The sequence below is a fragment of the Limoniibacter endophyticus genome (assembly GCF_014652835.1).
Classification (GTDB): domain Bacteria; phylum Pseudomonadota; class Alphaproteobacteria; order Rhizobiales; family Rhizobiaceae; genus Limoniibacter; species Limoniibacter endophyticus.
The window spans coordinates 375,598-389,108 of sequence record NZ_BMZO01000001.1 but is presented as its reverse complement, the minus strand read 5'-3'; the positions used below and the strand labels follow the sequence as shown (position 1 = coordinate 389,108).

Below are 13,511 nucleotides of genomic sequence, written 5' to 3'. Positions count from 1 at the left end.
GGGAGCGATGATGTTCGAAACGCACAGGGCGGGGCGGAGCATGATGTTTGACCAACCGGTGATGCCGGTTCGCGCACGCGGTGTTGGACGTATTTCCGCAAATGCTGTCGCAATCAACGCCAACCCGGCACGGCACGGGCCGACGAGCGCCATTGAGCGTTACCGTTACGGCGCGGCCAATCCTGCATATGTTGACAGGGAGCTGCACATTGCGGCGTTGGTGTTGAAACGTATGGTACGTCACAGCGGAAGTCACGACGCTTCTCCGGAATTCTGGCGCACAGGTAGTTGAGTTTAGCCCCATAGAGTATCCGGCGGAAAGATGGTGGAACCTTCGTAGCGCAGACCGCCATCTCGGTCTCTCGCGAGCAAGAGAGGACCGTCGAGGTCTACGAACTCGGCATCCTGCGCCAGGTAGAGTGCTGGCGCCATGGCGAGCGACGATCCCACCATGCAGCCAATCATCAGGCCGAAACCATGCTGCTGCGCTGCGGCCTTTACCTTGAGCGCAGCGGTCAACCCGCCGGTCTTGTCGAGCTTGATATTGACGAAATCATATTTGCCAAGGAGGCCGTCGAGATCTTCATCGCCGTGGACGCTTTCATCGGCACAAATCGGAACTGGGCGCTTAATCTGCGTTAGTAAATCATCTTTTCCGGCGGGCAGGGGCTGTTCGATCAGATCTACGCGAAAGCGTGCTGCTGCGGCAAAATTCTCTTCGATATTATCGGCGTTCCAGCCCTCGTTGGCATCGATGATGAGGCGAGCATTAGGTGCGGCTTTAGAAATTGCTTCCATGCGGGCAGCGTCATTCTCTGAGCCGAGTTTGATCTTGAGCAGAGGGCGCTGTGCATTCGCACGCGTTTTTGCCGCCATGGCTTCCGCTGTATCTAGCGAGAGCGTGAACGCTGTTGTCAGGGGTGACAGTCGAACGCCAAGTGTATCAGCAACGCTAATACCGCTGCGCCGTGCTTCCAGGTCCCAAAGCGCGCAATCCACGGCGTTGCGTGCTGCGCCGGCGGGCAGAAGAGTGAGCAAATCCTTCCGCGTTGCGCCGTCCTGAACAGCAGCGCGGACGTTCTGCACCTGTTCTGCCACACTCTCTAACGACTCGCCATAACGCGCATAAGGTACGCATTCGCCCCGACCGACCGAACCGTCCATGCGAATCGTCGCAACGATCACCGTAGCTTCGGTGCGCGAACCGCGGGCGATCGTGAAATGCCCCGCGATAGGGAAGCGTTCGATGGCGACAGAAATATCACGCTTCATTTGAAATCCTCGAAATTTGACAGGATAAACAGGATTAATAACCGGTTAAGATCGAAATCCGCGTCGCTTTCATGGGTAAACTATGTAAATTCCACGATTATAGGATGATAGTGGTACAGATTTTTCCCTCCACGGTCTTGCGAGCGGATCGAACCTCACTTTCGATTCCTTCTATGCAAGCGAGGGAAAGAAAAGAGAGAAATGGCAGATTCCGCGGAGCCGAAGCTGGATTGGCAGGAGAGTGGTGATGCGCGGGTGCTGGTGCTGTCCGGCAACTGGACGACGCGCCGTATCCATTCGGTTGATCAGCATATGCGCAAGGTGGAGAGAGAATCGTCCGGCCAACCGCTTTCGCTTGACCTTTCGCAGATCGGTCGCATGGACACGGCCGGCGCCTGGTTGATCGACCGCCTCATTGCCAAACGCAACATGGCCAATCTTGAGACTCGGATCGAGGGACGCAGCGAAAACGCGGACATCCTGCTCAACGCGATTGCTGAGACACGCGAAGGCGATGATGACGCGGATGCGCGCAACCGCCCTAATATCGTCGTCCGATTTCTCGAAGCGCTCGGTCGTATTGTCGTTGGCTTCTATCGCGATTTCATTTTTGCCATGCACATTCTGGGGTCGACGATCCAGGGTGCGCAAATGAAGGCCGGACGCAGGCAGACGATCAATCCCGCGGCCATTGTCAGTCAAATTGACAAGATGGGCGTCGGCGCCATTCCGATCGTCATGCTCATGTCCGCTATTGTCGGAGCCATTGTTGCGCAACAGGGCGCGTTTCAGCTGCGCTATTTCGGCGCGGAAATCTTCGTCGTTGATCTTGTGAGCATTCTGGTGCTGCGCGAACTCGGTGTATTGCTGACCGCCATCATGATTGCAGGTCGCTCAGGCAGCGCGATCACGGCTGAAATCGGCTCGATGAAGATGCGCGAAGAGGTCGATGCACTTACAGTCATCGGCCTTAATCCCGTCGGCGTCCTCGTTTTCCCGCGTCTAGTGGCGCTTGTCATTGCGCTGCCGTGCCTCACGGTTGCAGCCAATTTCGCTGCATTGGGAGGAGCTGTCGCAGTGTCCTATTTCTATTCAGGAATCACGCCGACGATCTTCATAGACCGTTTGCGAGAGAGTATCGATCTATCGACGATCTTTGCGGGTCTCATCAAGGCCCCCTTCATGGCTTTGATTATCGGCATCCTGGCTTCCGTGGAAGGTATGAAAGTCGGCGGCTCGGCGGAGTCGCTGGGCGCGCGCGTGACATCCTCCGTGGTGAAATCGATCTTCGTCGTCATTGTCGTTGATGGCCTTTTTGCCATGTTCTACGCCGCGATCGATTTCTGAGAAGAGGGAGGCGGTGGAACATATGCAAGATCAAGACCTGGAAGCCGCGTCCGCTCCGCCACAGAATGCGGATCGTGACGTTATTCTCAAGGTACGCGATGTAAGTGTATCCTTTGGTCCGAAAGCCGTGTTGGATCATTTGTCGCTGGACATTTATCGAGGGGAGATCCTGGGCTTTGTTGGCGCCTCTGGTGCCGGCAAATCTGTCCTTTTGCGGACAATCCTCGGCCTTAATCGCAAGAGTAGCGGCACTATCGAGATATTCGGCCTAAACACGGATGAGATCAACGATGCCGAGCGTGTGGCTGTTGATATGCGTATAGGCGTGCTGTTCCAGCATGGTGCGCTTTTTTCGGCCCTGACGGTGAAGGAAAACGTACAGGTTCCGATGCGCGAATATCTCGATTTGCCACAGAGACTGATGGACGAGCTGGCTCTCCTGAAGATCAAGCTTGTCGGCCTCCCAGCCGATGCGGCAGACAAATATCCTTCCGAACTGTCTGGCGGCATGATCAAGCGCGCCGCCCTTGCACGCGCCTTGGCGCTCGATCCTGACATTATCTTTCTCGACGAGCCTACCTCGGGTCTCGATCCGATCGGTGCTGCCGACTTCGATGAGCTGGTGGCCAAAATGCGCGACACCATGGGTTTGACCGTCTATATGGTAACTCACGACCTCGATAGCCTGTTTTCCGTATGTGACCGGATTGCGGTGCTGGGACAAAAGAAAGTGCTGGTGGAAGGCTCGCTGCAAGACATGCTTGCCAGTGAAGAACCTTGGGTGAAATCCTATTTCCGCGGCAAGCGGGCCCGCCAGATCGATCTGACCGCACGGAATTAATATGGAAACCAGAGCCAATTATGTGACTGTCGGCATCTTCACGCTGGTCGCGATCCTCGCAGCCTTCGGCTTCGTCTACTGGTCTTCCGGTATAGGTGAGCGCGGTGAGGTTGCCCTGTTACGCGTACGCATTCCGGGATCTGCGTCTGGTTTGGCCCGGGGCAGCATCGTCTATTTCAATGGTGTGAAGGTCGGTGAAGTGGGACGCGTCTATATTGACGTGAGCAATCCGAATGTCGCGATTGCCGATACGCGGGTTGATCGTAACACTCCGATCACGCAGTCTACGCGCGTCGATCTTGGTATTGCGGGGCTGACAGGCCAATCAAACATTTCGTTGACCGGTGCCGATCTTAACGAACCAAATCTGCTCGACGTCGCCGAAGCTAATGATCAGATCGCCGTGATTTCGGCCAATCCGTCTGCGGTGACGAACCTTCTGGAGACGGCTCAGGATATCTTCGCGCGCGCTGATGCGGTTCTGAAATCGCTCGAGGGCTTTGTCAACAATGTTCGCGAGCCGTTGCAGCAGACGGCGCAGAATGTTGAGAACTTCTCCAAGGCACTTTCTGATAATAGTAGCAATATCAATCAGTTCATGGCCGACGCTCGCGTGATTGGTCAGAGACTTAACCAAGCGTCGGATCGGTTGAATAACGTGCTTGCGCGCGCCGAAGAGGTGCTCGGAGGGGAAGAGGCGGATGGCGTGATCGAAGATGCGCGGCGTACGCTGGCAGCGGTTCGCGAGACAGCGGAAAGCATCAATTCTCGCGTGGCGCCGATCACTGACGGATTGACCAGGTTCTCGGGCCAGGGATTGCGTGATTTTGAGGCTTTGATCCAAGAAAGCCGCCGCTCGATCACGCGTATTGAACGCGCGGTCAGCGAACTCGAAAAGAACCCCCAGCGTATCATTACTGGTGGCGACGGGCAGGTTCGCGAATATGATGGCCGGGCGAGGCGCTGATGCGTATTATTGAGTTAAAAAATGAGGATCGTCGCATGGTGAAAACGTCCGGCCTCGTCATTGCCATCCTTCTGGCTGGAAATTTTCTTTCCGGATGTGCCCTGCTTGGCGCGGGCCCTGCGGCGCTCGACACGTTCTCATTATCCTCTCCGGCCTCCACTTATAGCGGCGGTGTTCGCTCGGGTGTGCAGCTTCTTGTGACGGAGCCGACGGCTCTGAAAGCTTATGATGGCGAACGAATCGTTGTTCAGCCGCGGCCGACGGAGATTTCCTATTTGAGCGGTGCCCAGTGGGCGGACCGCCTTCCGCCGCTTGTGCAGGCCAAGCTGATCGAAACCTTGCAGAAGGCCGATAAGTTCCGTGGCGTCGGCAAGTCGGGCGAGGGGTTGGCAATCGACTATCAGGTACAGACGGAAATTCGTGCCTTTGATGTGGCGGTCGATAATGGCAATACGGCAAATGTCGAAATTTATGCCCGGCTGCTCAACGACCGCAATGGCCAGGTCGCTGCATCGCGCAGTTTCACTGCACGCGCTTCCATGCAGGCTGGCGGTAACGACGCTTATGCCAACGCTATCGATCGCGCTTTTGCGCAAGTTGCCGTAGAGCTGACTCAATGGGTTATCGACAGTCTCTGATCCTGTAGCCGCTACAGAATTCCGCTGATCTTGTATCCGGCGTTGATGAAGGGCAGTGGATTGACCGCCTCGCCATCGCGACGGATCTCGTAATGTAGATGAGGGCCCGTCGAGCGTCCCGTATTCCCGCTGTGCCCTATAAAGTCACCTGTCCCGACCTTCTGGCCTTCGCTGACGGTGATGCGGCTGAGATGCGCATAACGCGTGGTGAAGCCATTAGCATGTTCGATCTCGATCATATTGCCATAACCGCCATTCGAGCCAGCCGCGACCACTGTACCTTCGGCCGTAGCTCTCACCGGCGTTCCTGTCGGTACGGCGAAATCCATACCGGCATGCATGGCGGGTCGTCCGATCAACGGGTCGCGACGCACCCCAAACGTGCTGCTGACAGGGGTGCCAGGACTAGGATTAGCAAGCGGAAATTGGCGAGCATAGCCCACCATCCTGTCGAACTGCATCAGAGCAAGGTCAAGTTGAGAGACCTTCGTTTCGAAGCCGGCATCGTCGTCAATTGCGATGTAAGGCCCTCCAACCGCTTCGTCAGCGCTGAGGCTGATGTAGCGTGTGAGTCCGGCAGACTTTAATGCAGCCTCGATCTGCTCCACATTTCCTACGAGATTTTCGACGAGAATGCTTAGACGCTTTTCTTGTTTCTTTTCAATTTCTTTGAGGGAGTTATTGATAAATAGAAATAGACGGTCTGCTTCATCGCCCGACGTGAGTAGCGCGGATTTGTCGTTCTTATTCGGTTCCTCGTTGCCGAGGCGCAGAAGAGAGAACGGATCGGATTGCTGTACGGTCGGCGTATGTCCAAGCGGAACAAGGGCAGGCGTCGCTCGATCGTTGTCCGGTGCAGCAAAGTCGAGCGGCGTATCCTCAACTTCTGCAAATTGCGACGCGTCAGCGGTGCCAATTAATGGTGCAAGCTTGTTTTGGCGTTCAGTCAGATTGATCTGGCGCTGCAAAAGCTCGGCTACCTTCGTCTCCATCAGTTCCTGATCCAGGATCTGACGGCTGGTGACGCGGTCGAGCTGGGCGCGGAGAAGAGCGATGCGACTTTCGTATCCTTGGCGCATGCGGGCGTTATGTGTTGCTGTCGCCGCGACGAGGTCATCACGAAAGATCAGGTAACCCGCAGACAAAATCACGCTTGTGGCAACGAGCGCGAGGAGAATGGAGGTGAAGATGAAAAACCAGGGTCGTACCGTGAAATGGTACAATTTTTCACCACGCGCGATGATGATCGTGTGCGGCTCGCGACGTTTCTCGAAGACGCTGGAATGCGCTGGATTGGCCACGGATGAGGAGCCTCTGACTGCTTGCCTTTAGGTCAAGGCAATCATCGACTGTTAAGGTTAATAAAGCCTGTCCAGCCGGAGCCGTATGCAAGGATTGTTAAAGTATGCGAGCAGCTTCCAATACGTCCGCTGCATGTCCGGCCGCCTTCACCTTTGGCCACAGACGAATAATGGTCCCGTCCTTGTCCAGGAGGAGGGTTGTGCGCTCTACTCCCATGTAGGTGCGCCCATACATGCTTTTTTCCTTCCACACTCCATACGCTTCCAACATCGCGTGTTCAGGATCGGAGCCTAGCGTGATTTTCAGATCGTGCTTGCGGCAGAATTTCTCGTGGCTACTAAGATCGTCCGGCGAGACGCCGATGACTTGTATGCCCGCGCGCTCGAACTCGGGGAGAAGGGCGCTGAATTCATTGGCTTCCAGCGTACAACCCTGTGTATTGTCCTTCGGATAGAAGAAGATGACAAGTGGTTTGCCAGCGAAGCTCCCGAGCGTCGCGGCTCGTCTGTCCGTCAGCTTTATGGAAAAATCCGGAGCTTTGCGGCCTTCTTCGAGTTGCGTCATATCATTGCCCTTCTTCTCTGTTTTTCTTCGCCGCAGCCCGACAGTCATTTGCATGATGCGAGAGGCGAGTGAAGCGGGGAAATCCGTTTCATTAAGCCTTTGTAATTTGCCGTGCATTTGGTCAGCGGGTACAGCTTAGACAAAAGGGATTCGGAGCGCGGTTCAAGCGCTTCGTTCCTGTAATACAAACCTGCAGGTGCGTGGCGCGGATTTGTGACGGACGAGATGAACACGGGGCGTAAGCGGCCCTTCCGCAAAAGACCGTTGTTCTGGCTTTTGTCTGCGTTTGTCGGACTGATCATACTGTTGATTGCTATACCTTTCGTGCTGACCCAGACCCCTTGGGGCGCAGCTCGTCTTCAGTCTCAGGCGGAGAGTATTCTTCAGCGCTTTGCGGGCGAGGATGCGGATGTCGATGTCGGCGCAGCGCGCGTCTGGCTCGACGACGGTTTCTTTCTCGCAATTCAGGTCAATAACGTCGTTCTCACCAACAAGAAGACAAATACCGTTTTCTCCGATGTCGGTACGGTTGATGTGCGCTTGCGCCTGAGGCCCTTGCTAAACGGTGACGTCATGGCTCAGAGCCTGACGTTCCGCGATGCGAAGCTTTCCCTGGCCCAAATGCCGCAAGGGGAAGAAGATTCGCGGCCGTGGCTGGCTGAAATACGTGATGAAAACCAGTTGCTCGATCCTGACAGGGGCCTGGAAGTTATTCTGAATGGCCTCGATAACGGTCTTCGTGCTATGCGCCGCGGTACGATTCCGGAAGTCACGCTGGAAAATGTCGGACTCGATGTCAGCCCCACAACCGGCCTCGGGCACTTGGTCCTTCGACATGCCAATCTGCACTATGACCAGAAGGGCAGACTGGATCTGCGTGTCGATCTATTGGCAGGAAAGAATGTCTTCAAGCTGGAAGGCTTCGCACTGGCTGGCGAACGCAACAATGCGATCCGCAGTTTTGAAATGGCGCTGACGCCAGCGGGAGCGGACCGGCTGAAGGCGAGCCAGATATTCTCTACCAATCAAGATATCACGGCGCGCAAGGGCGTCGGCTCCCTCAATGTACGGATCAAGGGCGAGAATGCCGACGAACTCGAAGGGCGGCGGATCGAGCTTAGCGGCGGCATGACGGATGTTACGGTTGATCTAGGTGATCAGGATGCGCTCCCCGCGACTGTGGATTTCAGAGCCGTTCTGGCAGGCGGTGCGCGTAAGGTCGAGGTCGAGAGTCTTTCCATCCGTACAGGGCGGTCGAATTTCAATTTCAATGGTGCGATCGGGCCGGATGTCTCTGCGCAGGACACACCGCGTTACCGTTTCGAACTCATCACAAACGATGCGAGCCTGTCACCACTGGATTCCAGCGAGCCGGTCTTGCCGCTCGGCGGAAGGATCGCCGGTACCTACGATCCCTCGAAAAATGTCATTGCGGCTGACGATATTGCAATCCGAACCAAAGGCGGCGAGGCTTATGCAGAGGGGCGGGTTGCCTTTGGGCAAGGGGCGCCTGCAATTGAGCTAACGCTCGACATTCCGTCCATGCCTGTAAGCCATGTCAAACAGCTCTGGCCCTTCTTCTCGGCTCGTGGTGCTCGGATCTGGGTGCTGGATAATCTCTTCGAAGGCTATGTCTCGGATAGTCGAATTGACTTCAAGGTTGCTTCGGGGCGGCTTGGAAATGGTGTTCCCCTTGATAGGAACGAAATCAGCGGCGTGTTCAACGTCACCGATACACGTTTTTCGATCGTCGGCGATCTGCCTCCTGTCAACGAAGCCGTTGGACGCATAGCGTTTCAGGGCAGCGATGTGGACATTGCGCTGGCAAGCGGCGTTGTGGATGCCAAGGGAAAGAAAGTGAAGGCGGGAAATGGGACGTTGACGCTGCGCGATGCAGGGCAGCGTCCGCTGATCGGTAAGCTTGAAATTGATTTGGAGGGGGATGTCGATGCACTTGCCAGCATCGCGGCACAGGCGCCGCTCAATGCATTTCGCGACCTTCCTTTCCAACCAGAGGACCTTTCGGGTACAGCGAAAGGTCGAGTCGTTGCCGATGTGCCTCTCACGCGTGTGGAGAACATGCCGCCGCTGGCCTGGCGCGTTGCTCTTGATTTCTCGAAACTTGCAATCGTCAAACCATTTGACGGCATCTCGATCGCGGACGCGGATGGAACTTTGGTCGTCGATCCGCAGCAGGCCCAAATTACGGCAGACGCATCTTTGAACGGCGTCAAGGGTAAGCTCAATATTATTGAGCCGGTACGAAAAGACGCCGTGGCGCGCAAACGCAGCGTGACTTTGTCACTCAGCGATGAAAACCGTGATAAGCTCGTTCCGGGACTCGGGGAGATGGTCAGCGGTCCGGTCAATGTCGAGGCAAGTCTTCGTGATGAAGGCGGCTACGCTGTGACGATCGACATGGCGAACGCTACATTGTCCCTGCCATGGATAGGATGGAGCAAGGGGAAAGGCGTCGCAGCCAAAGCGAGTTTTAATCTCGTGCAGGACGGTGATCGAAAGACGTTGCAGGATTTCAATCTCGTCGGGAAGTCCTTCGGCGCTTCCGGCCAGATCGCTTTGAACAAAGGAAGTCTGATCGAGGCGAAGCTCACACGTGCCAAGCTCAATGATGGCGATAATTTCTCCGTTACGATCGCCCGCTCCAAGGGTGGCTATAGAATTGGGGCTAATGGCAGCGCGCTGGATGCTCGAGCGCTTATCAAACATTATCTGGCGGCACCTGGTACTGGCGGTAGCGGAGGCGACTCAAACGAGGCCGTGCGAACGAGCATTTCCGCAAACATTGAAACCTTGCGCGGCTTTGGAGGGCAGAGCATTAATGGTTTCCGTCTCGATTACAGCGGTACGCATCCAGTGACAGGGGTCGTTTCAATGCGGGGCGTATTTCCCTCAGGTGCGCTTGTCGAGGCGCAAAATGGAGGAAAGCAACTTGTCGTGCGGACTAGCGACGCAGGCGCTGCGCTTTCATTCACGGATCTCTATCGCAACGTACAGGGCGGAAGCATGCTTTTTGCGTTGTCGCAGTCGGGACGGGGCAGCTATGGCGGCCAACTCGCAATAGACAATTTTCTCGTCGTCAACGAGCCAAAGTTAAAGTCTCTCGTCTCAGGCACACCGCCTGGCGACAAACGGAGCCTCAATCAGGCTATTAATCGCCAGTTGGATACGACGCGCGTACAGTTTCAGCGTGGGGAAGCGCTCCTTTCCTTTTCGGGCGGCCGTATCGATATTAGTCAGGGCGTAGTACGCGGACCGGAAATCGGCTCTACCTTCCAGGGAACGCTTATCGACGCGAACAACCGGATTAACATGACAGGCACGTTTATGCCCGCCTACGGGCTCAATCGCGTTTTCGGCGAAATTCCGGTAATCGGTGCGCTGCTCGGCAATGGTCGCGACCGGGGGCTGATCGGTGTCACCTATCGCCTTACCGGCTTGTTCGACTCACCGACGTTGGAGTTGAATCCGCTATCGGCGGTTGCGCCCGGCATCTTCAGATCGATCTTTGAATATAGATGAGGATCTTCAGTGGGTACATTAGGAGAATTTCCTAACTGAATGAATTAACGGAAGTTCTGGTCTAAGGTCTCCTGGTCCTGAACATCATCGAACTGGATGGCGACGCCGTCTTCGAAATGGCGCACTATTTTTCCCGTCATTGAGCCGAGCGCAACATGTGTCCCGATGGACGGGCGGATTTCGAGCCGGATACCGGCACCCGAAAGCGACAGATCGATGATCTCACAATGATACTCGCGTCCGTCGTCCAAGCGCAGAACATTGTTCGAATTTTTCGGGGCCATACGTGCGTGGCGACGATCTTCAGGAAGTCCGTGCTTGTCCTTATTTATGAACCAGTTCAGTTGGGCGTCGAGCTTATCTTTCTTGTGATCGCTTCCGTGCACGGCCAGGCTGAAGCCGTCGGCCAGAATGCGTTCGATCGTGCCTTCAAGGCGTCCGAAATGATCAAGATAGACTATAACGCGTTCGCCTACATTTCCCACCTTGGCCGTTTGCAGTAGCATGTCTCCACGCGACATTTCGGTAACGAGGCATTCGTAATCTTGATGGTCCTCCAGCATGTAGCGCCCCGTGACGTTGATACGCACGCGTTGATTCTGGCGCCGTTCGGCAAGACCTCCGTCGATCTGTATCTGGTTTGTCATCATTTTAGTCTCAATCCTCACCAGCCGTCTCGTCATGCTCTGAAAGCCATCAGCCTTGGTCGCTACGTCTTTCCGTAGGTGAGGGTACTATGGCAGGTTCGTCTTAACGTAGGGTAAGTTACAGGGAAAGAGCCTTCGCCTACATTTTCCTAAGTAAGAGCTAAATAGCTAAAATCATTTCAGATTTCGGAGGATTACTTATGACTTCCCGCCGTCGTACACCGTTAGGTGGCCGACCTGCCGCGCATTGATGTGCATCGGGGGTAGGCGACCGCGTGAGACACGTTCGCGGACATCTAGAAAATCCGGTTTAGGCGTCCGGGCGGAGAGGCTGCGAAATCCGAGGAGAAGTTCCGAGGCGAACCAATATGGCAGGGCCTTTGGCGTAGCCAGGCCGAGAACGTGGTGCGTTTCGCCTTCGCGCAGCAAGGGGAAGAATGCAATTTCGTAAGCAACTTCGCGTCCTGTGCCCGTTACGCCGACGACATCGAGCGCATCTGCTTCGCGATCCGTGATCACTCGTCCAAGCTTGTTAAGCATTACGGGCTGGTCGATACGCTGCCACAGCGTTGCGAAAGCGGTACTGCGGAGTTCTCGTCCAAAGGCCGAGCAAAGCCTCGTACCGGCAAGACGAAAATTAACGTGTGCATCGGCATCAATATCCAGAATGAACATATCGCGCAGCAGCGTCTTGACGTCGAGCGGCTTAATATCGTGACGTGCTGGCACCACGTTCCGACCGCGCCATCTTTCCCACTGCTGCAGAAGATTCAGGGAGCCTTGAAGATACATTTATAATGTCCGCCGCGGTTACGCAGAGTTCGCGCAACATATCTTGTTTATAGATTTGACCTAATCTTATGACTGAAATGCGCCGCGCGGCACAGGTGTATTAATTCTTTGTTCATGAAACTTACGAATTAAGGTTAATAAAAGCTTACTGTTGCGCTCCCCGCCGGTTCGCGTAAGATGAGGGCCAACTTGATTATCCAGTGGGAACAGACATTTGTTCCTGGAGACCTCCAAGTTCGTTGTGCAGTGGAACTCGGCCGCCCGGTTTGACCTGGCGGCCTTTTTTTACCATTTATCCTGCACGAGCATCTCCAGCACCGAGAGACATTCATGAACGATTCAACAGGCGGGCGCGGCGAGCCGCTTTTCAATATTCCCGGCATCATCACGGCCTTGATCGCCATTTGCGCGTTCAGTTTCATCCTTCAGGAATATGTTCTCGACAGCGATGGATACATTGCGATGATGCTTTATGGGGCATTCATCCCTGCGCGCTATCTACCGGAATATGGCGGGTGGGACATGTCGTGGCTCACGTCGCCATTCACTTACGCCTTTCTTCATGCATCCTGGGCGCACCTCATCATTAATTCTGTTTGGCTCGCCGCCTTCGGTTCGCCGCTGGTTACCCGACTAGGCACTGCGCGCTTTCTGGGTTTCTGGCTTTTTTCTTCGCTCTGTGCCGTAGCGCTCCACTATTTCCTGCACACGGGCGAAATGGTGCCGGTTGTCGGGGCATCCGGTGCAATTTCAGGCATGATGGGAGCTGCGGCTCGTTTCGGCTTCCAGATCGACCGTTCGGGCCGCATGCCGGCCTTTCAGGGCGAGCCGCTCGGCCATATCGAATGCCTGCGCTACCGACCAGTTCTGACCTTCGTGCTGATCTGGTTCGCGGTCAACTTTGTGACGGGCATGGTGGGTGTAGGAGGTGGCAATGTTTCGCAGATCGCGTGGGAAGCTCATGTCGGCGGTTTTCTTGCCGGTTTTCTTGTCATTGACGCCTTTACGCCGCGTCGAGACCGAAGCTACGCCTAAGTTTGCCGCAGCTTATGATCTTGCCTTCTCCTTCAACTAGTCGCACCATGGATGAGGGACAAGGTGGAGGATAGCATGTCAGTCAGACTGATCCTGGAAGATAAAGGCCATGGTGTCTTTACTATCGAAGGTACTAAAACTCTCGTAGATGCCGTTACGCTTCTGGCGGAAAAGGGCGTCGGTGCGCTTGTCGTTTTGGGAGTCGATGGGCGCATCGTCGGAATCTTGTCGGAGCGTGATATTGTTCGTGCAATGGCCAAGCATGGCGCGGATGTCGGGTCGCACTCGGTTGCCAGCGTCATGACGAGTGCGGTCAAGACCTGCAAGGAAGAGGATACGCTGGACGATTTGATGCGCGTCATGACCCATGGTCGCTTCCGTCATCTGCCTGTAGAGAAGAACGGCATGCTCGATGGCATCGTGTCCATCGGCGACGTCGTAAAATGGCGGATCAGCGAAGTCGAGCAGGAGGCTGAGCATATGAAAGCATACATAGCTTCTGCCTGATGCCCACTTAACGGGGATTCTGAGGCGCAACGATCTTGCGCCACGGCCCGCTTTGGACT

13 protein-coding genes are annotated in these 13,511 nt (G+C 55.4%); 8 read left to right on the top strand and 5 right to left on the bottom strand.

Annotation, left to right across the window (positions count from 1 at the left end):
- Window positions 1-40: 40 nt before the first annotated feature.
- Window positions 41-292, top strand: a complete 252-nt coding sequence (locus IE151_RS01975; protein WP_189487323.1) for an exosome complex component — start codon at window positions 41-43, stop codon at window positions 290-292.
- Window positions 293-294: 2 nt separating this feature from the next.
- Here the strand turns inward: IE151_RS01975 and dgcA are convergent, their stop codons facing one another.
- Complete coding sequence (gene dgcA, locus IE151_RS01970) at window positions 295-1,272, bottom strand: N-acetyl-D-Glu racemase DgcA (protein WP_189487321.1); 978 nt, start codon at window positions 1,270-1,272, stop codon at window positions 295-297.
- Window positions 1,273-1,473: 201 nt separating this feature from the next.
- Between dgcA and IE151_RS01965 the strand changes: the two genes are divergently transcribed.
- The 4 genes from IE151_RS01965 to IE151_RS01950 are packed head-to-tail and all read left to right on the top strand — an operon-like array spanning window position 1,474 to window position 5,065.
- Entirely contained in the window at window positions 1,474-2,619 is a 1,146-nt protein-coding gene (locus tag IE151_RS01965) for an ABC transporter permease (RefSeq protein ID WP_189487319.1), read from the top strand.
- A 22-nt stretch (window positions 2,620-2,641) separates the two neighbouring features.
- Entirely contained in the window at window positions 2,642-3,460 is an 819-nt protein-coding gene (locus tag IE151_RS01960) for an ABC transporter ATP-binding protein (RefSeq protein ID WP_189487317.1), read from the top strand.
- A gap of 1 nt (window position 3,461) precedes the next feature.
- Window positions 3,462-4,427: an MlaD family protein gene (locus tag IE151_RS01955; protein ID WP_189487315.1), complete on the top strand. Its 966-nt coding sequence runs from the start codon at window positions 3,462-3,464 to the stop codon at window positions 4,425-4,427.
- 35 nt (window positions 4,428-4,462) lie between these two features.
- Entirely contained in the window at window positions 4,463-5,065 is a 603-nt protein-coding gene (locus tag IE151_RS01950) for an ABC-type transport auxiliary lipoprotein family protein (RefSeq protein ID WP_189487313.1), read from the top strand.
- A gap of 11 nt (window positions 5,066-5,076) precedes the next feature.
- Here the strand turns inward: IE151_RS01950 and IE151_RS01945 are convergent, their stop codons facing one another.
- Together IE151_RS01945 and IE151_RS01940 are read right to left on the bottom strand one after the other, a co-directional pair.
- Entirely contained in the window at window positions 5,077-6,366 is a 1,290-nt protein-coding gene (locus IE151_RS01945; RefSeq protein ID WP_189487311.1) for a M23 family metallopeptidase, read from the bottom strand.
- A gap of 97 nt (window positions 6,367-6,463) precedes the next feature.
- Window positions 6,464-6,931: a peroxiredoxin gene (locus IE151_RS01940; RefSeq protein ID WP_189487308.1), complete on the bottom strand. Its 468-nt coding sequence runs from the start codon at window positions 6,929-6,931 to the stop codon at window positions 6,464-6,466.
- A 306-nt stretch (window positions 6,932-7,237) separates the two neighbouring features.
- Between IE151_RS01940 and IE151_RS01935 the strand changes: the two genes are divergently transcribed.
- The gene (locus tag IE151_RS01935) at window positions 7,238-10,471 is read left to right on the top strand and encodes a DUF3971 domain-containing protein (RefSeq protein ID WP_210310850.1); all 3,234 of its coding nucleotides are present in this window, start codon (window positions 7,238-7,240) and stop codon (window positions 10,469-10,471) included.
- Window positions 10,472-10,515: 44 nt separating this feature from the next.
- On the opposite strand, the gene IE151_RS01930 is transcribed toward IE151_RS01935, so the two are convergent.
- Window positions 10,516-11,121 carry a PilZ domain-containing protein gene (locus IE151_RS01930; protein WP_244636566.1) on the bottom strand — a complete coding sequence of 202 codons (606 nt, stop codon included), beginning with the start codon at window positions 11,119-11,121 and terminating at the stop codon, window positions 10,516-10,518.
- Window positions 11,122-11,316: 195 nt separating this feature from the next.
- On the bottom strand, window positions 11,317-11,910 hold the full coding sequence (locus tag IE151_RS01925; RefSeq protein WP_189487304.1) for a PAS domain-containing protein: 594 nt from the start codon (window positions 11,908-11,910) through the stop codon (window positions 11,317-11,319).
- Between the two features lie 330 nt (window positions 11,911-12,240).
- Here IE151_RS01925 and IE151_RS01920 point away from each other — a divergent pair, with 330 nt between their 5' ends.
- On the top strand, window positions 12,241-12,945 hold the full coding sequence (locus tag IE151_RS01920) for a rhomboid family intramembrane serine protease (RefSeq protein ID WP_189487302.1): 705 nt from the start codon (window positions 12,241-12,243) through the stop codon (window positions 12,943-12,945).
- A gap of 75 nt (window positions 12,946-13,020) precedes the next feature.
- On the top strand, window positions 13,021-13,452 hold the full coding sequence (locus tag IE151_RS01915) for a CBS domain-containing protein (RefSeq protein WP_189487300.1): 432 nt from the start codon (window positions 13,021-13,023) through the stop codon (window positions 13,450-13,452).
- Window positions 13,453-13,511: the final 59 nt, after the last annotated feature.